General features: G+C 40.3%; 12 protein-coding genes and 1 pseudogene. 1 reads left to right on the top strand and 12 read right to left on the bottom strand.

Annotated features, from left to right (window positions below; all coding sequences use genetic code 11):
• Positions 1 to 97: 97 nt before the first annotated feature.
• The 3 genes and pseudogenes from HWQ36_RS29185 to HWQ36_RS29175 form a co-directional block, all read right to left on the bottom strand.
• Positions 98 to 283: pseudogene (locus HWQ36_RS29185) on the bottom strand (four helix bundle protein); the annotation flags it as partial.
• 87 nt (positions 284 to 370) lie between these two features.
• On the bottom strand, positions 371 to 6,064 hold the full coding sequence (locus HWQ36_RS29180) for an ATP-binding sensor histidine kinase (RefSeq protein WP_292709352.1): 5,694 nt from the start codon (positions 6,062 to 6,064) through the stop codon (positions 371 to 373).
• A 240-nt stretch (positions 6,065 to 6,304) separates the two neighbouring features.
• Positions 6,305 to 6,478, bottom strand: a complete 174-nt coding sequence (locus HWQ36_RS29175) for a hypothetical protein (protein WP_292709350.1) — start codon at positions 6,476 to 6,478, stop codon at positions 6,305 to 6,307.
• A 558-nt stretch (positions 6,479 to 7,036) separates the two neighbouring features.
• Between HWQ36_RS29175 and HWQ36_RS29170 the strand changes: the two genes are divergently transcribed.
• Positions 7,037 to 8,059 (top strand): molybdopterin-dependent oxidoreductase, encoded by a 1,023-nt coding sequence (locus tag HWQ36_RS29170; protein ID WP_292709348.1) that lies wholly within the window; start codon positions 7,037 to 7,039, stop codon positions 8,057 to 8,059.
• Positions 8,060 to 8,430: 371 nt separating this feature from the next.
• Here the strand turns inward: HWQ36_RS29170 and HWQ36_RS29165 are convergent, their stop codons facing one another.
• The 9 genes from HWQ36_RS29165 to HWQ36_RS29125 all read right to left on the bottom strand — a co-directional run bounded on the left by HWQ36_RS29165 (position 8,431) and on the right by HWQ36_RS29125 (position 19,454).
• Positions 8,431 to 9,174 carry a hypothetical protein gene (locus HWQ36_RS29165; protein ID WP_292709346.1) on the bottom strand — a complete coding sequence of 248 codons (744 nt, stop codon included), beginning with the start codon at positions 9,172 to 9,174 and terminating at the stop codon, positions 8,431 to 8,433.
• An 897-nt stretch (positions 9,175 to 10,071) separates the two neighbouring features.
• A complete protein-coding gene (locus tag HWQ36_RS29160) occupies positions 10,072 to 11,400 on the bottom strand; it encodes a DUF4910 domain-containing protein (RefSeq protein ID WP_292709344.1) in 1,329 nt (442 codons plus the stop codon).
• Complete coding sequence (rfbC, locus tag HWQ36_RS29155; RefSeq protein ID WP_292709342.1) at positions 11,387 to 11,965, bottom strand: dTDP-4-dehydrorhamnose 3,5-epimerase; 579 nt, start codon at positions 11,963 to 11,965, stop codon at positions 11,387 to 11,389. Before rfbC ends, HWQ36_RS29160 begins: the two co-directional genes overlap by 14 nt.
• 38 nt (positions 11,966 to 12,003) lie before the next feature.
• The gene (locus tag HWQ36_RS29150) at positions 12,004 to 12,657 is read right to left on the bottom strand and encodes a PIG-L deacetylase family protein (protein ID WP_292709340.1); all 654 of its coding nucleotides are present in this window, start codon (positions 12,655 to 12,657) and stop codon (positions 12,004 to 12,006) included.
• Positions 12,654 to 13,451 (bottom strand): sugar phosphate nucleotidyltransferase, encoded by a 798-nt coding sequence (locus HWQ36_RS29145; protein WP_292709338.1) that lies wholly within the window; start codon positions 13,449 to 13,451, stop codon positions 12,654 to 12,656. Before HWQ36_RS29145 ends, HWQ36_RS29150 begins: the two co-directional genes overlap by 4 nt.
• 41 nt (positions 13,452 to 13,492) lie before the next feature.
• A complete protein-coding gene (locus HWQ36_RS29140) occupies positions 13,493 to 14,743 on the bottom strand; it encodes a class I SAM-dependent methyltransferase (RefSeq protein WP_292709336.1) in 1,251 nt (416 codons plus the stop codon).
• A gap of 32 nt (positions 14,744 to 14,775) precedes the next feature.
• Positions 14,776 to 15,804 (bottom strand): NAD(P)-dependent oxidoreductase, encoded by a 1,029-nt coding sequence (locus HWQ36_RS29135; protein WP_292709334.1) that lies wholly within the window; start codon positions 15,802 to 15,804, stop codon positions 14,776 to 14,778.
• Between the two features lie 3 nt (positions 15,805 to 15,807).
• On the bottom strand, positions 15,808 to 17,361 hold the full coding sequence (locus HWQ36_RS29130; RefSeq protein WP_292709332.1) for a tetratricopeptide repeat protein: 1,554 nt from the start codon (positions 17,359 to 17,361) through the stop codon (positions 15,808 to 15,810).
• Positions 17,362 to 17,447: 86 nt separating this feature from the next.
• On the bottom strand, positions 17,448 to 19,454 hold the full coding sequence (locus tag HWQ36_RS29125; protein ID WP_292709331.1) for a tetratricopeptide repeat protein: 2,007 nt from the start codon (positions 19,452 to 19,454) through the stop codon (positions 17,448 to 17,450).
• Positions 19,455 to 19,707: the final 253 nt, after the last annotated feature.

The following is a 19,707-nucleotide window of genomic DNA, read 5'->3' as shown; positions in this document are numbered from 1 at the left end:
TCCTTGGCGCTCTTGGCGTCCTTGGCGGTTCGTTATTTCATTATTGTTCTAAGCCAAAATCCCGTATAAAAATAAACTTGCACATTTGGGATGCTCCCCGCTTTCTCCAAGATCCAGCAAGATTTGCACAAACAGAACGAGATGAACGACGAATTTGATCAGTCAATGAATACTTCTCCTCCACAGGAAACTTCTTTGACAGTTCAAAGATTTTCATGGCCACATCAAATGCCATTTTGTATACTTCCAAGTCTTCATGACTTTTAATTGGCTCTTTTTCCATTCCCCCTGCTCCCTGCTCCCTGCCCCCCTGCCCCCTGCCCCCTGCCCCCTGCCCCATTTACTTAAGCGATACCTTCGGTGAGCTTCGCTAACGCAGAACTTTTCGCTCTACCGTATTATGCAAAGGGATATAAAGGGAAAACTCCGCTCCTTTTCCGGGTTCGGATATTACACTTAGTCGTCCCCCATGTTTTTCTACAATCGAGTGGCTAATTGATAATCCTAAACCTGTTCCTGTGCCAATAGGTTTTGTTGTGAAAAATGGGTCAAATAGACGCTGTTTTACTTCGTCAGACATCCCACACCCATTATCTGTAATTTGAATGGTTATTGTATCACTATCAGTCATTTTGGTACGAATTTGGATAGTGGGGATTTTTGTTTGTCTATTTTCACTTGTGAATGATGAATCCAAGGCATCAATAGCATTGCTCAGAATATTCATAAATACTTGATTGATCTGACTGGCGTAGCAATTAACTTCTGGCAACTGTGCATATTCCTTAATCACATAGATTCCGGGGCGGTGTGCTTTCTCTTCTAGACGGTAGTGTAAAATTAACAGGGTGCTGTCAATGCCTTCATGAAGATTGACACTTTTCATTTCAGCCTCATCTAAACGCGAGAAATTGCGGAGAGAAAGGACTATTTGGCGGATGCGATCTGCCCCCAATTTCATTGATTTCAGCAATTTTTGTAAGTCTGATTTGAGGAAGTTTAAATCTATTACCTCTAGTTCTTCTTGAATCTCAGCAAATGGTTGAGGATAGTAGTGTTGATATCGTTCAAGTAGGTGCAGCAAATTTTGACAATATTCATTGGTATAGGTGAGGTTGCCATAGATAAAGTTAATTGGGTTATTAATTTCATGGGCAACACCTGCTACCATTTGTCCCAATGAAGACATTTTTTCAGTTTGAATCAGTTGACTTTGGGTGTGTTGCAGTTCTTCTAAAGTTTCCGAGAGATGCTGATTTTTCTCATTCAATTCCAAAGTTCTCTGCTCTACCTTTTCCTCTAAGGTGTGGTTGTAATCTTCTAGTTGGGCTTTTGCTACAGCTAGATTGTTATACAACATGGCATTTTGCAGCGAGATGGCAGCTTGTGCTGTGAGTAACCGCAAAACCTCAAGACGGTTTTGCGTAAAGGCTCCAGTTGTCAAACTGTTTTCTAGGTATAGGATGCCAATGAGTTGTCCACGATTGTGAATAGGTGTACATAGCAAGCTTTTGGGTTGCCATAGAATGATGTAGGGATCGTTGACGAAGGTGGTTTCTTGGCGGGCATCATCTAGCACTAGGGTTTCGGAGGTACGCGAGACATAATTCACAACCGCCTTGGGAACATCCTGACTGGCTGAAAGAGGAAGGGAGTGGAGGTTTATTATCCCCAAGTTTTCATGGGTAGGCGTAGGGCGTGGTAGAAATAGCTCTTCTTCAAAGATCGCTTGGCTAGTTTTTTGAGCCACAACTACCCAATTATCCTCTTGAAGCAGCAGAAGCACCGATTTGTCAGCCCCGGCATTTTCGATTACAACCTGCATCAGGGTTGTCAACAGCTTTTCTAACTCAATTTCTCCAGCCAGCGCATGAGAGGCTTTCATCACTGTTGCTAAATCTAATGCTTCAGTTCCACTGCAACTACTGTGGCTGAATCCGATTGTAGTGCTGAGGGTTGAAGAAGTAGTTTCATCCTGCTGAAACACCTTAAGCAATAATTGAGAATATTGGCGTTCCAATTGGTTAACTTTGGCGATCGCTCCCCAACTGAGGTAAGTATAATAGGCATTTTCTAGGTAAATTTGGGCGATACCTTCTTTGTTCCATTCTAAATAAAATCGGGCAGCCAATTCATTAGCTAGGGCTTCTTCCTGAATATATCTATTAGCTTTTGCCTGTGCGATCGCGCGATCGTAACGATCCACTGCCTGGGCCATCTGTCCCAACACTCGGCATTCTTCGGCTTTCACCAGTTCAAATTTGTGCAAATAATTCATGGGTGCGTGATACGCCCATGTCTGCATTTTTTCCTGGTTTTCTGTAACCCGCTCCAGTAATGTTTCTTGGCGAGAGGCCGTAGCTGTAGAATACTCTGCTAAAGCCGTCAAAGAATCATAAAAATAAAATATCGGCACAGTAGCATAGCCCGTTCCTGCAACTAGATATTCTCTGGCTTGAGTGGCTGTTTCCACTGCTTGAGAAAGGTTTTGAAACAGATAACAGAGAATCAATTTGTGAAGGAAGAAATAGTGAAGCCCAGTTAATTCATTGGCTTGAACCAGTTGATTCACAAATTCTGCTTCATTGAGTGCCTCGCCTGTTATAATACATGGGTTCTCAGCCAGCCCTTGCAAATTCAAAACTGTTTGCCAGAAGATACGGCAATAGTTTAGAGCCGTACCTTGCTTAAAATTTTCCAAAACATGACAGTAAGCCCGGATGTCTTGCTCTAACGAGTTCAATTCTCGACCCAAAAAATAGGAATATTGGCAAATGTCTTTGGTATTGAAGCCTACGTAGTATACATTTCCAGTTTCTAGAGCAATCTTGTAACCATCCAGCATTAACTGCAAAGATTTTTGCAGTGGAGACTTCAAATAGGTGATGAAAGCACCCACAACATAAAATACTGTGGGTTTGATGTCGCTAATATTAAATTTGTCAGTTAGTGCCAAGGCAAGGTTGCCAAATCGATCTGCTGTTTCAATATCCTGAATAATTCCACTCAACAGAATGCCATAACAGCCATAACAAAAGGCAGAAAATGGAGCATTGCCATACTCAATGGATGCTTGAACTTGGGACAAGACGAGTAGTGGAAACAGATTAGGATCGGCAATGTAAACGGCTGGAGCAACGTTTGCCACAATTCGGGTGACAGCTAGCTTATCTGCGGCTATCATCACAGGTAAGTCAAGCAATTCTGCAATATCACGACCGTTTATTAGAGTAGCAGTTTTTTGGAGGGCTTGCTGAATGTCTTGTGGGGTGGGTGTTTCTGGGAAAACCACGCCAAACAAACTCATTCCCTGACGGGCGATCGCGATCGCCCCCAGCACATCATTTTTAGCTGTATACGCCTGGATTTTGGTTTCGTAAATGCCGACTTGATCCAGTGGAGTTTTGGCTTGCTGGATGACTGTTCGAGCCAATTGTTCCATCTGTTCATACGCGCCACTAAGATAAGCAGCATCGGCGGCTGATTCGTGCAGCGCTAGAGCCAATTCATACTGACTTTGCCAACAGTCGCTTCTCAATAAACCAATCCCGGTAGTTAAATACTCAATTGCTACCTGGTAAGCTGTGGAAGATTTGGCTTTTTTTCCTGCCAGCAGGTTGAGTTGTGCGAGTCGATCGCGATCGGGTTGAGATGCGATCAGTTCTATGCCAATATTCAATTGATTGACAATTTCAAAAATCAGCAATTCTTGCTCAGTTTCCGGGATATTGCTCAACAAGAGGTAGGGAGCAGGGGGAAAAGGAGCAGAGGTCATTTCCCCCTGCTCCCCTGCTCCCCTGCTCCCCTGCTCCCTGCCCCCCTGCTCCCTGCCCCCCTGCCACTTGCTCAACAGCAATTGACCAATCTTGAGGTGAGTTGCTGGTTTCTGATAGGCTGGAATTAGTGAATAAGCGGCTTGTTGAATGCGATCGTGGAGAAATTTGTAGGTAATAGTTATTGATGTGTTGTCATTTGTCAAATCATCCATGACAACAGACTCATCCTGAAAGAATGTATACCCTTCCCCACTGGGTAAGATTAATTCATCCTTGAGGGCTGGCCACAAATCTGCTGCGGTTTGGGCTGGAGATTTTTCATAGACAAGCGATAGGGTTTCTAAATCAAACTGATTGCCGACACAAGCAGCCAGTTTGAGAACATCCTGAGTCTGCGGTGGTAATTTGTAAAGTTGCAACGCCACAAACTCGACAATATCTTCTGTAAAAGATAGCGCCCGAATTTGAGCCAGATTGCACTGCCAATCTCCTGTTCTGCCGGCAAAAGCAATCAGCCCATCTTCATGCAGCGACTTGAGAAACTGGTTAGTGAAAAATGGATTGCCTTTGGTCTTTTGATACACCAGATTAGCGATCGCAATTGCTTGTTCTGTTGAATATTTGAGGGTATCTGCAATCAGTTGATTTAGGTCGGTTTCGGTAAGGGCAGAAAGAACAATACTACTAACTGTAATCCCTTCTTGACGCATTTCCTCAATGGTCAAGATTAGGGGATGTGCAGAGGAAACCTCATTATCTCGATATGCTCCAATCACTAATAAATAAGAGTTGCTAGCTTCACTCATCAACAGATGCATCAGTTTTAAAGAAGCCGAGTCTGCCCACTGTAAATCATCGAGGAAAATAACCAGGGGATGCTCTTGGGTTGTGAATACTTGAATGAATTTCTGAAACAGCAAATTGAAGCGGCTTTGGACAGCAGTACTCGATAATTTGGGGAGGGAGGGCTGTTTTCCAATGATTCGTTCGAGTTCTGGAATCACCTCAATAATTACTTGACCACTTTCACCCAATGTAGATAAAATTTGAGTCTTCCACTGATCAATTTGAGCATCACTCTCTGTCAGCAGTTGTGCCATTAAGTCCCGAAACGCCTGTACCAACGCAAAAAAGGGAATATTCCGATTAAATTGATCGAATTTGCCCTTGATAAAGTATCCGCGCTGACGGGTGATTGGTTTGTGAACTTCGTTGACAATTGCTGTTTTCCCAATGCCAGAAGAACCTGCCACCAGCATCATTTCAGAAGTTCCCTGGCGCACCCGCTCAAAGGTTGCTAGCAGCATCGCCACTTCTACTTCCCGTCCATAGAGTTTTTCGGGAATCGCAAAGCGATCGCAAACGTCCCTATGCCCTAGCTGAAATGGGATAATATTTCCACTTGACTGCAATTGATCCAAACAAATTTGCAGATCGTGCTTTAGCCCTAATGCACTCTGATAGCGGTCTTCAGCATTCTTCGCCATCAGTTTCATCACGATATCACAAAGAATTTGGGGAATCTCTTCTCTATTCCCTAAAGGTGGTGGTTGTTTCGCTATGTGACAATGCACCAATTCCATCAAATCATCCGATTGAAATGGCAATTGCCCAGTTAAGAGTTCATAGAAAGTGACTCCGAGAGAATAGAAGTCAGTGCGATAATCAATTCCCCGATTCATTCGCCCGGTTTGTTCGGGGGAGAGATAGGCAAGGGTTCCTTCTAAAACAGCCGGGCTAGTTGAAACTTGGTTAACTCTCGGCAGCAGGGAAGCAATACTAAAGTCAATGAGTTTGACCTGCTTTGTGGTAGGATTTATGAGAATATTGGCGGGTTTGATATCCTTGTGGATAATTTCGTGATGGTAGAGATCGGCCAGAATATCGGCAAGTGCGATCGCAATCTGTAAAAACTCAGTCAAAAAATCAGGATGCAGAGATGAGGAATTTTCCTGATTTTCTGTCTCACCGAGTCCTTTCCTTCTAAAAGCACTGTACTCCTTCAAAGAAATTCCGCCAAAGTCTTCTAAAATCAGGGCGGGTCGATTTTGACAACTCTCCAGACTATAGATCCGAACAACCCCAGGAACATTTAAGATTTTTGTAATTATGTATTGATTCCTGAATTGAGCCAACTCAATCACACTGGGATAAGAACTTTTCAGAAGTTTGATCGCAACAGGAGTTTGATCGGACTCTCGCCAACCTCGGTAAACCAGGGTGCGAGTGCTAGTGTAAATTCTTTCACCAATCCCATAGCCGGGAACATCAACTCGATTCTCTACCATAAAACTTGCTACTGGATAACCTGAGTTCAGTTTTCCCTAATTAACTCGAAGTATCACAATTCATGATGTAATTTTCTGAAGGTAGAAAATTGAGAAATCCAGTTGATTTAGCTCAACCGGGTATAGTTCAATGAAGAGGTAGTTTTTGCTACAATACGGTTCGGTTAAGGTTTTTTGATGAAAATTATAGATCGCAAAGACTGATTATTGTAGAGACGGCGATTCATCGCGTCTCTTGTCTTAACCGAACAGTATTGGTTCTTGCTGGGGGCATGAAGAAGAGACAATGGAGACAAGGAAGAGGCGAGAGACTTGTTCAATAATTTCCCCTTGTCTCCCTTGTCCCCCTGCTCCCCCAGCAAGAACTGCCCCCGATACGCTTGGGTTAAGGCTAGCACTCTTTGTCAAAGTCATTTTTTTTACGAACCGCCAAGACGCAGAGAAGCCAGTGCGCCCTTGCGGTTCCCCGACTTGAAGCAACTGGCGCGACACAGAGAGAAGAAAGAAAAGGAAAAAATTGCTTAACTGAACTGTATTGGAACTGCCCCTGCCTCTTTTCAATAGGGGCAATACCCTGTGGGAATTTACGAGAGTTCAACGCCTGTAAAAATACGGTCTACTACATTTGTCCTATCTCTTCATTTTCTTTTTTTGGCGAAGTTATTGATCTACGAAATGGGTATGTTATGACAGTAAACTACAGTCCAGTCTTAGAGGTTGTTTTAAAAGTGTTTAGCTATGATTTTAGGTACTTATATTTATCCCCTGTAACCCCAAATTTTCTTGTGGCATGGGTGTCCGCACCCGTCACATATTCAGGGCGGGCAGGATGCCCACCCCACAAGATGGATAATTTATTTCTTGTCAGTCCCTTGTAGAGACGTTGCAATGCAATGTCTCTACACTAAGATTCATATATCTAATCAGCAATACCAAAAAATGTTGAAAAATTTTTAATAGGAGGTTGCTTAAATGAATGAGTTTAGCAAAACTTTAGAAGACAAGAGTATGAGCTACGTTGGAATGATTGCAAAGTTTCCAGTGGATGTTCACAATCTTAAGTCTTTTATTACTCCTGAAAACCATCTGTTCGTTCTCAGTCATCTGGGAATCCCAGCCATTGACATCAAGCAATGGAAGTTGAAAATTTCGGGATTAGTAGAGCAGAATCTTGAGTTGTCGTATGAGAATTTGCTGAGTCTGGAATATCGTGAATTAACTGTTTTTCACCAATGTTCAGGTAATCCACTTCAACCAAAAGTTCCCACAAGACTCATTAGTAATGTTACATGGGGTGGAGTTTCGCTGAGAGCAATTCTTAATCAATTGCAAGTTAAACCGGAAGCCCGTTATCTCTGGTTTATAGGAGATGATTATGGTGTTTATGAAGGAGTTTCTAGTGATTCATATATTAAAGATATTCCTATCGAAAAAGCATTGGATAATGATGTGCTGCTAGCGTATAAGCTTAACGGTGAGTTTCTGTCAGCAGAGCGGGGTTTTCCGTTGCGGCTGGTGGTTCCAGGTTACTATGGCACGAACTTTGTAAAGTGGCTCTCAGATATTTATGTCACAGATTGGCGATCGCCAGGGCCCTTTACAACAACTTTCTATAACGATAGAGTTGGAGGCGATGATGCAACTTTAAAACCCGTTTGGGAAGTTGCACCGGAGTCTGTAATTGTTTCTCCCTCTCAAAATGAGGTACTATACCTTCAACCTCAGACACATTGGGGCTGGGCCTGGGCTTCCACGGGTATCCAGTCGGTGGATGTCAGTACAGATGGTGGTATCACCTGGCAAACTGCTAAAGTTGAACCACGCCTGCAATATGCCTGGCAACGATTCACGTTTCAATGGACTCCACCAGCGCCAGGAAAATATACCTTGATGAGTCGAGCCACTGACTATGATGGAGCAATTCAACCAATTCAGCAAGAGCGCAATGCTATTTATACAGTAGCTGTCACCGTTGAAATAATTCGTAATTCGTAATTCGTAATTCGTAATTGAGCCTCCGGCACGCTACGCGTTAAGCGAAGCTATGCCGCAGGCTTTACGTAATTCGTAATATCATGTCCGCATAAATAGTTATGCTAACCACAGTCATTAAACCCCTCCCCGCTTGCGGGGAGGGGAGACAAAGCATAGCTTTGGCGGGGGTGGGGTTCTTCAGTTTCATTAAGCAATCAAGCAGACATTATATAATTCGTAATTAAGTTTTGTAATGGAGATTTTAACCCCACCGCAAAACTTGTCGCGCAATATAAGCGAGGGACTTAGACTTCTCAAAATGTTAAAAAAACGACGGTAAAAGGCTTTGACTCTTTTACCGTCGCCGAATGAATGAAAATTGAACAGATAGCTTAGGCAGATGTTAGCGATCGCTCTGGTTGATACACTTTAGAAAAGGGTTCTTGATAAGAATGGGTCTTAATATAGACCAAAAACTCATTGATCAAGTCTGTAAAATACACAAACGCCACATCAATCAATTCAAGTGCTTGTTGACGAATCTCTTCTGGCACCTCAATCTCTTTCATTATTTGCAAAGAAGCAGGAGTATGAAGAGTGTGGGTATTTTCGATATGGTTATGACGCATACCAAAGTAACGGAACTCTGTTTGAGTCATTTCTTGCAGTTGCAAGGCCGCAGACATGGTTGAACGGAAAAAGACATTCGCCGTCACCTCAGATACCTCAATGGCAACTAATCTGATGATGGGATCTGCTCCACGAGTATACCGCTCAAATATAGGAAACATGGAACGGGAAACCTTGGTATGATCGCTCCAAAGGAATCGCACCGCATCACTGAACCGCATAGGATAGTCAATCCCCATCTTCTCCATGTCTTCTAGTAACCATTGCCAGTGAAAATGTTCTTCGTGCGTGTGCAGATTCACCATCTCTTGAATGTAATTAGTCGTTGGCTCATCTCTGAGAACTCGTTTGCACAACTCACTGAACTCCAGTGCCAGTGGAGCAATCACAGGTGCAAAGGCTAGCCTCTGCCGTGGATCAATGGACTCGTCTTTCATATACTCAAAGAACGGCAACTTGGCATATTCCCGGTTCTTCTGCTCAATCAACTCAAGAATTGATTTCATTTCTATGTTCCTAATGATAGACAACGGGTTTGTAACCGACTTGGTTATCCAGTCAGCCATAGCACTGCTTAGGCAAAAACCTGAGAGAGTGCTTATTGAGAAAGTCAGAAAGTTTGTTAGCTTAAGATGCTGCCACAGTGATTGTAATCGCTATCAGAATAAACAATGTACCTCATAAACTGTGGCAGAAAACGTTCTGAAAACTCTCCTCACATTTGTGCAAAAAGCTAACAGAAACTCCAACTAAACTATTTTTCGATGATGCAATAAAGTACATACAAAAGTACTGTTACTTTTACCACCTTTGGTAAGATCGTAACTTTAAAGATTAGTCATTAAAAACCGTAAAATTACGACTTAAATAAATTATTTTTTTGAATTTTATTATTAAAAACTGCTGCAATCTCAGTAGTTGATTTTAATAAAATGTTTTTATAGCTTGACTTTGGGAGGTAAATATGAAAATTATCACTGTAAACTTTTAAGTATAGAACTTTACTTTAAACACCTGTAAAAAAAAGAACGTCAGTAATGGTCGAATTCCCAGTATGATCGTATGGAGAGTATGAAAAAGCAGGGGAGCATACTTCGACTACGCTCAGTAACCGGGGGAGCAAGGGAGCAGGGGGAAAAATCACGCCACTTGCGGGTGAGGTTTCAACCAACGGGGAAAAGGAGCAAGGGAGCTTTCACACGACTTGCGGGTGAGGTTTGTACCTTTAGTTCCCCCTGCCCCCTGCCTCTTATCAACATCACTATGTTTCTGTGGTGAATCAGTTTATTTGAGAATCATAAACGTATGCGATCGCGTATCGCAACCGATAATTATGAAAATTCCCTTACTTTTGGGCTAATGTTATGGCTGCTTGCAAAAGTGTAGTATTTCCCATGCCTTCATTAGCTTTTGAGAGAAGCCAGCAAATCATGTGCAAGTAATGTATCAGCAGCATGTTTAATCACATCAAATGACATTCCCGATCTTTCGGCAATATCTAGTAGAGTATACTGACCATCGGATAAATTCAAAACCCACAAAATCGCCATTTGATTTATCCTACTATTTTGATGACCATTATATAGACCCCTTTTCCCCAACTGTGGCTCACATTTGGGATTTTGATTGTAGTAAATTTTATTATTATTGAGGATATGTAATATTGAGATACATTGTAATAACGACTCTGCAAGATATTGGGGTTGAACAAAACTTAAATCATCTGCTGAGGTATGATATTCGGGAAAACTACCATGAGGCGATCGCATCAAGCAACCTACAGCTAAATTAAATCCAGGTGAGCAGTATTGTCGCTCATCGTAGCCGAATGGGAAGAAATCGATAATTTCGTAATCCTGCTTTAAATTTTTGAGTACGTAAGCAGCGACTTTATCAATTTCAGTGTCACCTCTACGGCTTTTTTTATACGTAAATTTTCCTGAATCGCCTAAACAACTTAATACCAAACCATGCTTAATATTACTGACTTTATCTTCGTTGAGAGCCAACCATGTAATTGAGCCAATGGTTCCTGGAATCCAGAGAAATCGATAGGAATACCTTGGTGTGGTTTGACTTAAATATTTAGCGATAAAAGTAGCGATCGCAATTCCCGAAAGATTATCATTACACAGTGAAGGATGGCAGGCATGGCAAGAAATTAAGACTTCATCAGTAGTTTCTCCTGGAATATAATACTCACCGTAAGTAAGATTGCCTGGTTCCAGAGACGAATCAATAAATACTTCATACTCTTCATCCTTGAGTTCCAAGTATTGATTGTGACTTATGCAGAAGCCCCAAGTTTCTTTATAGTAAGAAGTGTGGTAGGGAATCCAATTAGGATAATCGACAAGTGTAAATATATGTGATTTTAGTTCTTGAAGAGATAACTTTTGATGTTTAGGAATACTATAGTTGACAACATGTAGATTTGAGTTAGCAAAATCTACAATTTTCTTCCCTTGAGAGTTTTTAATGTAAGCATCTTTAATATTCCATTCTTTCGGAACTGTCCAATCAAATACTTCAGTTCCTGTCGGTACTTTGTGTACTGACAAAGGAATATACTCCTGGAGAATTTTCAGAGTTTCTCTAAAACCGCTACCTGTAATACTGCGACAGATAGGATATAGTTTAGTTATCAGTTGATAGATATCTTGACCAATATCACTTGTTGCAAAATTGGTTTGCATATTGTAATCAATTACAGATTGATTATTGTTTGTCATTTAAATTTTTATACCCCCCACTTATCCCAACATTTGTTTGTTCAAATAAAGCCCAAGCCATATCTTTCTCAGCTATTTCGCTTATTGGTAACGGCCATTCAATACCAAAAGCTGGGTCATCATAACGATAGCCAGATGAATATTCTGGGGCATAAAAGTCACCCATTTGATAACTGACTTCGGTTTCGTCAGTGAGTGTTTGGAACCCATGAGCGCAACTATCTGGAATATAAAGAGCAAGGTAATTTTTAGCTGTCAACTCTACCCCAATATGAGATAAATAGCTAGTAGACTCTGGGCGCAAATCGATAATCACATCATAAATTGCTCCCTGAACACAACGCACAAATTTTGTTTCCTGAGAAGGAGGCATTTGATAATGCATACCCCGCAACGTCCCTTTTTTATAGTTAAAAGATAAGTTGCATTGGGCAACATTAGATTTTAAACCACGAGCTTCAAACTCATGAATACAGAAAGTCCGAGCAAAAAATCCTCGCCGATCTCGTTGCAATTCTAAATCAACAATAAATGCCCCTTTGATTTTAGTTTCGGTAAATATCATAAATTTGCAAATGTGAAAAAAGCTAAATTGTTAATTTTTTAAAAAAATATTTTTCGACAATAAAATGCTTCTGCATAGTTACTCGGTGAATTTGATTCCATTCCCCTGATTCTCAAGATGGAACGGAAAGTTTCTTCTGTAAACCATTGCTTATTTTTTTGAGTGGGAAACGCATCCAAAATATATTTAATTTTCCGGCGGCAAATTGCCTCATTTAAATGAACGAAAAAATTAGGAATACCGAAATCGCCATCATATTTGGGAATCTCATATTCCAAAATTAAATGATTTCTAAAAGTATTCCAAGTTAGCTCAGAAATTAATCGGTGATCTTGGTGGCGATCCTCTCGGTAATGAGTGAATATTATATCAGGTGAAAATTCTTGCTTCAACTGTTCAAAGCATTCTTTAACCTCTATGCCTTGAAAAGGTAGAAATCCATCTCTAAAATTTTTAATAATAATTTTCTTTAAAGGGATTTCTGTTAAGAAAGTACTAGCACTCGCCGTTGCTTCCTTTGCTCTTAGCTCGTTGGAACTAAAAACAACCCAATAGATAATTACTTGCTGGTAATTCTCTATCAGCTTTAAGATTGTGCCTCCACAACCAATCTCGATATCATCACAATGAGAACCTAAACAAAGGATTTTGTACTCAGATTTTTCTGGTTTGTTAAAGCTGAGTTGGATCATATATAATTTACTTCTAGACGTTTATCTCTCCAGACTTCCCAAGGTCTTTCGCCTTGACCATACATATCATCCAACTGTTGCTTCTCTTTAAACGTGTCCATTACGCCGAAAAAGCCAGTGTATTTATACGCAAAAAGTTCTTCTTTGGCAATTAGTCTCTGAAAAGGCTCAATGACAAGTTCTTCACCATAATTAATGTAGTTAAAAATCTCTTTTTTAAAGATAAAATATCCTCCATTAATCCAAATATCACGTTGCTTTACATCTTTGATATCACTCACCAAACCATCCTCTTCTACGTCAACTAGGTGAAAACTTTGGCTTGGTCTGACACACAAAAAACTACCTATTTTATCACGCTGATAAAATTGCTGAATATGTGTCGGTAGATGTAAATCTGTCAACCCATCGCTGTAGTTAGCTAAAAATACTTCTTCTCCTTCTAGATACTTTTCTACCGCCTTGAATCTTTGACCAATGTTAGCAGTCAAACCTGTGTCTACAAATGTGATATTCCAATCTTGAATATCACGGTTAAACAACTGAATCTGGCTTCCATTGGAAAGGCTAAAATTATTAGAAAGCCATTCATTGTAATTTAAAAAATAGCTTTTAATTAGGTCAGATTTGTAACCAAGACACAAAATAAAATCTTTATGTCCATAGTGAGCGTAGTATTTCATGACATGCCATAATATCGGTCTATAACCAATATTCACCATTGGTTTAGGAATACTTTCTGAATATTCTCTCATTCTGGTTCCCAAACCGCCACAAAATAAAACTACTTTCATGTCAATTTCCCCCTTTTTGATTATGCAAAAATATCAAATACTTAAGAGTAGACATTAACTTCAGGAATTGGTACTACAAATTGACCTCCCCAATCCCGAATGTAAGCCATTTGTGTCATAATTTCATTTTTCAGATTCCAGGGTAAGATTAGTACGTAATCAGGCTTTGTTTCTGTAATTTTGTCTGGATGAAAAATTGGAATATGAGTCCCTGGTAAAAATAGACCTTGTTTGTAAGGACTACGGTCTACTGTGTAGTCAAGAAAATCTGTGCGGATACCACAATAGTTCAAGAGAGTATTTCCCTTACCTGGCGCACCATAACCGACAATGGATTTTCCCTCTCGTTTAACCTTGCTCAAGAAATCTAGTAACTTGCGTTTGGTTTCTTTAACTTGTTCACCAAAATCAAAATAGTGTTCTAAGCGTGTAAAGCCTTGTGCTTCTTCTCTATATTTCAGTTCTAAGACCTGCTGGGTAATAGGTTTAGAAGAGTCTTCAGTATGACGAGCATAAATTCTCAAAGAACCGCCATGAGTAGTTAATTCTTCTACATCAAAAATAGTCAGTCCGTGGGCGTTAAAAACTTTTTCTACTGTGATGAACGAAAAATAAGAGAAGTGTTCATGATAGATAGTGTCAAATTGATTTTCCGCCATTAACCGCATGAGGTGAGGAAATTCCATCGTTATTACCCCTTGTGGCTTGAGGATAATTTTCATCCCTTTGACAAAATCATTGAGATAGGGCGTATGGGCAAGGACGTTATTTCCTAGTAATAAATCTGCTTGTTTTCCTTGAATAACTTGTTCTTTAGCTGTCTCCTCCCCAAAGAATTTTACAACTGTGGGGATATCTTTTTTCATAGCTACCTCAGCGACATTTGCAGCCGGCTCGATTCCCATTGCGGGGATGCTGTTTGCTACAAAATATTGCAGTAAGTAACCATCGTTGCTAGCAATTTCTACGACTTGACTTTGCTGGTTTAATTGAAAACGATTTGTTATCATTTCAACATAGCTTTTAGCATGTTGTAACCAGCTATCAGAGTAAGAAGAAAAATAGGCGTAGTCACTAAATATATTTTCTGGGCTAATGTATTCTTGAAGTTGTACTAAAAAACATTGTTCGCAAACATAAACATGCAGTGGATAAAAAGGCTCCATTTCATTTCGCTGTTCTGGTTTGCGATAGCTTTCGCAGGGAGGGGACATTCCTAAATCTACGAAGGTATGGTGCAACTCTGTACCACAGAACAAACAATTACCAGTTGTTGGTTTTGTTAAATTCATATATATTTTTTGGAAAAAATCAGATTGATAATTTAAACAGTCCGCCAGAAGAAATCTCGATCAATCTGCTGAGTGCGGATGAGACATTCCAATTGTTTCAGGCGAGTAAATCCTCTAGACTCAAATGTTTCTCTATCCAGATCAATTTGCTGAAAGACATTATAGAGTTGTTGGGCACCATGCTGGACATCCCATTGACATTTGAATCCTGGTAAATTTTGGTTAATTTTATCAAATGAAACTCGATAGCTACGGTTGTCAGGATCGTGTTTACCAAAGCTCAATTGACAATCGGTAAAGACATCTGCAACTATCTGAGCAATTTGTTTGACTTGGTAGTTGCTATTTGTATCACCCACGTTAAAAATTTGGTTGTGAATTAAATCGCGTGGGGCTTCTAAGGTACAGATAATTGCTTTGCAGATATCCAACAGATGCACTAGAGGCCGCCAAGGTGTACCGTCGCTGCTCATCTTGATTTCTTTAATTGTCCATGCCCAACCTGCTAAGTTGTTCAAGACGATATCAAATCGCATTCTGGGCGAGGCTCCATAAGCTGTAGCATTTCGGAGAAAGGTGGGAGAAAAGCCATCATCAGCAAGGAGTTTGACATCTTGTTCGACAAGTGATTTGCATTTAGCATAAGCCGTTTGGGGATTGATAGCAGACTCTTCAGTAACGTAGTCTTCAGTAGCAAAGCCATAGACGCTGCATGATGAAGTATACACAAAGCGTCTGACTCCGGCTGCTTTTGCCAGCTTTGCTAAATTTATTGAGCCTTTGTGGTTGATATCGTAGGTGATATTAGGCGCTAACTGACCTAATGGGTCGTTAGAAAGTTCTGCCAGATGGACTACTGCTTCGACACCTTCTAGGTCTTCTGCTGTGATGTGGCGGATATCTTTGTTGAGGGTTTTGGCTGTTACTTTGGTGCCGTTATATAGCCAACCTACTTTATAAAAGCCAGTATCCAAACCGATAACTTCATGTCCTTGTTGAATTAAGAGGGGTGCTAATAACGAGCCGATATAACCTTCAGTTCCAGTTACAAGTACTTTCATATTTTATTTTGCGATCGCAGTTTGTGAGGGTTGTAATTCAGTAAGAATGCTTTGTTGTAGGGCAACACTTAGGTAATGGTGCGCTTCTACAAGATCAGGCTGAAGGACAATTGCCTGACGATAATAAGCGATCGCAGTCTGCCAGTCACCTATTTTGGAACGGCTCTCTCCCAATTGGCAGTTTAACATCCCATAGTGAATCTGCTGTTCCGGCAAGAGTTTTCCCTGAATATGGAGGGCATTACCCAAATTCACATCGGCTTCAATAAATTTAGGTTTTAGCTCTAAAGCCTTTTCGTAACAGGCGATCGCTTTATCCCACTCACCTTGTTGATAAAAAGTATAGCCCAAATTGTTATATATTGGGGCTGAATCTGGACGCAGTTTCAGTGCTTGGCGATATGCATCTATAGCTGCGGTAAATTGTCCTTGTGATTGCCGTAAATTAGCCAAACTAAACCAGGTTAGTACTGAATTTGGCTGGACTTGTAATGCCCTACTCAGCAACTCCTCAGCCTTCTGATAATTCCCCATTTGTTCAGTCAGAATACCTAATCTGTACAATGCTTCCGGGTGTTCGGGCTGAATATTTAAAACTTGATGGTAAGCTTGTTCAGCTTGAGTAAAGCGATTAGCTTGGTAATGTTGAAGAGCTTGTTGCAGGATTTCAATTACACTATCAACACCTACAACTTCAGGTAAAGATTCAAAATCAAAATAAAGTGAAAAACGTCGATAAGAAATATATTGAAACCCTTTGTTTTTTTGTTTAAATTGCAGAGACAATGGAACTAGTTTTGCTTCTCTTATTTTACTTTCCAAAAATTGGTTAAGGTTCTCTGAATACACGCCATAATTACCCTGTCCGTAATCTTTTTTTAAAAAACGTGTATGCCAGAAAATAAAACCTAGATAATAGTATTCCAGTCCCTGACATCTAACTATAGTAAGTAGGGGATTGTTTGAATTCTTCACAAATATATGATTTGGTGAAACAGTCCAATAGGCTAGGTCTCCATCACCTAGAGCAATATCTTTTAAACTAATGCAATACTGGCTATAATCTGGGTGTTTCCAAAGATTAAGTCCAGAAAAAAATAAAGCAGTATTTTGAAGCGGATTTGTCTTCAGGAAATTATAAATTTTCTTAAGATATTCAGGAATACCAACATGATCTCCATTGATCACGACACATATTTTGTATCGCGTTTGACTAAGGTTAAAGTTAGAGTAAAAAGTAAAAGAATTAATATTATTTACATCTAATTCTAATTGCTCTTTTGTGTTGGGTGAATATACCCGTTGCAAGTAATGAAAAGCTCGAATTTTAGGATAATATTTCCTTTCATATTCTTCAATAATTTCAGGAGAATTATCTGTGCAATCATTAAAAACAATAACTAATTCATCTACGGCATCAATCCAAGTGTCAATCACCTGGGCTAAAAATTCTGCTTCATTATGAATTAGCATCACACCACTAATACCATCTTGTCGGTTTTGTGGCTCAAAGGAAGATTCATTAATTACTGGATGCTCAACTTGGATAATTGCCATAGTTTTTATCCCTCTGTGTTTCAGTGATAATTAGAATGAAGTTTGTTTGTGTTATTTAAAATCAATTATTTCTGGATTGTTTTAACTTAACATTTAGTTGGTTGATTAACTAAAATTTCGGACTTATTCACAATCAAGAGCAATTTTGAGATAATTTCATCCCGCAGCAAACCCACTTCATACTGCTGCAACCAACTAAATAATTTTGCCACTGCTTCAGGGCTACAATCTATTTTCAGACCCTCTTCCAACACTCGCCAAGCTCCAGCCAGATTCCCAGCTTGGAGAGGAATTAAGGCCAATTGTAGACAATAATCAAAATGATAACTCCGGGATTGGGCCGTAATCTCTGCTGAGTATTCAGAGGGAAAATAACTCTCTGAGATTTCAATTGCCCGACGGATGGATATCATTTGCTTGCCAGTGACTAAAAGTTCGCTGGTCACGTTGTTAGGATGTTGGCGGTAACGAGCTAAAATTTCCGGTTCATACCACCAATCATAAACAGTCGCAATGCGTTTATAAACTTCCCAATCACTTGTATAAGTCAATTCGGGATGATACACGCCCAATTGTTCGTGCGCCTCTCGACGAATCACCACCGCAGGCATATTTAATGAATTACTCACTCCAATGTGTTGCAACCAATTTTTAGCAATCCCTCGCTGCTCCCCATACACTTGTTGGCGAAAAATTACTTCTTCTTTCTCGTTAATATTTTGATAACCCGTAAAAGCTGCTCCCACGGAATCTGAACACCTTTCTAGACTCTCTTGCAGCCGGGAATAAAAACCTGAGAGAATATAATCATCGTCGTGAAGTAAATGAACCCACCGACCGCGAGTCAGGGCAATTCCGGCATTCCAATTTCCTGGTAGTCCGAGGTTTTGCGGATTACGGTAGTAGTGAATTATTCCTTTTCCAATACTATTTACCAGTTCAAATACTGGCGTTTTACTAGCATCGTCCATGACGATGATTTCCATCTCCTCTTCTCCCTGCCATTGTGCCAACACACTGGCAAGGCATTCGAGGAGATAATCGATCCGGTTATATACAGTTACTACTACACTCCAGAAAGGACGTTTTACTGTATCATTTGCTATGGTTGTGATAGTAGGAAAACTGTATTTTCCGACAATTACCTCCTTTTGGGGAATTAGGGGTGTGACTGGTACTTGTTGAGGAATTTCAGCATCCTCGCTAGCTGCTGCTTTGGCATAGTGGGGATTAATTAGCTTTAACCCTTGTCGATAAGCCGAAACTGCTTTCTGGTATTGGTTCTGCTGTTGATAAATTTTGCCTAAGCTGAGGTAAGCTTCTCCATGATTGGGATTAAGTTGTAAGAGTTTGTGATAGGATGTGATCGCCTTTTCTAACTCCCCTTGTTCTTGCAGGGCACTGCCCAAGTTATAATGAGCTTCTAGAAGATCTGGCTTTAGTGCGATCGCTTGCTTGTAATAAGCAACAGCAGTTTTCAAATCCCCGGCATTTTTGCGACCACAACCCAATTTATAATTCAATTGGGCGTAATGGGCTTGTTTATCTGAAGGGAGTTTCCCTTGGGTGTGGAGAGCATTTCCTAAGTTTGCATCTGCTTCTGTGCAGTTAGGTTGAAGTTCCAAAGCTTTTTGATAGCAGACAACTGCTTCATCAAACTTACTCTGTTGTTCTAAGGTGTAGCCCAGGTTATTATAAATCGGCGCGGCATCTGGACGTAATGCGATCGCTTGTTTGTAAGCTGACTCTGCTTGTGCTAACTCTCCCTGAACTTGACGCAGATTACCCAAACTAAACCAAGTTTTCACAGAGTTGGGTTGAACTTGTACTCCCTGACTCAGGAATTTTTCAGCTTCTAGAAATTCTCCTGTTTGTTGCGCCAGCATCCCTAAACCATACAATGCCTCAGAAAAGTTTTGTGGCATTTGATATTTGCCTTTCAAGGAGTCTGACTCACCCCCGCATTCTGATTGTATTTGTAATACCTGTTTATACAGCAATTTCGCTTCATCCCATTGACCTAACTTATGCTTCTGAAGCGCCGTTTCAATGAGAGCTTTAATATCATATTCTGAAATATCTTTGTTATTCATAGCTATATTAATTTGATATTAAATTGTAAGTTGATATAAGTAGGTCGGCGCAATTAAAGCTAACTGGTAAAGGCTTTAAGCCTATTTATGTTTCGTAACATCCTTGGATTTTTTCGCGCCAATTTACTTAGTACACTTCAGAATTTTCACAACGGGCACAGGGTAAACTGTACCTAATTCATGAAACACTTACTGTACAAGATTTTTCTTTCATTAAATATGGAAATCTTTGTATCGAAAGTATCTACATACT

Origin of the sequence: Nostoc sp. NMS2 (assembly GCF_017115105.1) — a bacterium.
Taxonomy (GTDB): Bacteria; Cyanobacteriota; Cyanobacteriia; order Cyanobacteriales; family Nostocaceae; genus Nostoc.
The sequence above is the reverse complement of the archived record's forward strand: the minus strand, read 5'-3'. Positions and strand labels throughout refer to the sequence as shown.

Coding starts and splice junctions, on each gene's coding strand:
- HWQ36_RS29135 (WP_292709334.1), bottom strand. CDS start 15,804: ATGAAAGTACTTGTAACTGGAACTGAAGGTTATATCGGCTCGTTATTA.
- HWQ36_RS29150 (WP_292709340.1), bottom strand. CDS start 12,657: ATGATCCAACTCAGCTTTAACAAACCAGAAAAATCTGAGTACAAAATC.
- HWQ36_RS29125 (WP_292709331.1), bottom strand. CDS start 19,454: ATGAATAACAAAGATATTTCAGAATATGATATTAAAGCTCTCATTGAA.
- HWQ36_RS29180 (WP_292709352.1), bottom strand. CDS start 6,064: ATGGTAGAGAATCGAGTTGATGTTCCCGGCTATGGGATTGGTGAAAGA.
- HWQ36_RS29140 (WP_292709336.1), bottom strand. CDS start 14,743: ATGAATTTAACAAAACCAACAACTGGTAATTGTTTGTTCTGTGGTACA.
- rfbC (WP_292709342.1), bottom strand. CDS start 11,965: ATGATATTTACCGAAACTAAAATCAAAGGGGCATTTATTGTTGATTTA.
- HWQ36_RS29170 (WP_292709348.1), top strand. CDS start 7,037: ATGAATGAGTTTAGCAAAACTTTAGAAGACAAGAGTATGAGCTACGTT.
- HWQ36_RS29165 (WP_292709346.1), bottom strand. CDS start 9,174: ATGAAATCAATTCTTGAGTTGATTGAGCAGAAGAACCGGGAATATGCC.
- HWQ36_RS29160 (WP_292709344.1), bottom strand. CDS start 11,400: ATGACAAACAATAATCAATCTGTAATTGATTACAATATGCAAACCAAT.
- HWQ36_RS29145 (WP_292709338.1), bottom strand. CDS start 13,451: ATGAAAGTAGTTTTATTTTGTGGCGGTTTGGGAACCAGAATGAGAGAA.
- HWQ36_RS29175 (WP_292709350.1), bottom strand. CDS start 6,478: ATGACTTTGACAAAGAGTGCTAGCCTTAACCCAAGCGTATCGGGGGCA.
- HWQ36_RS29130 (WP_292709332.1), bottom strand. CDS start 17,361: ATGGCAATTATCCAAGTTGAGCATCCAGTAATTAATGAATCTTCCTTT.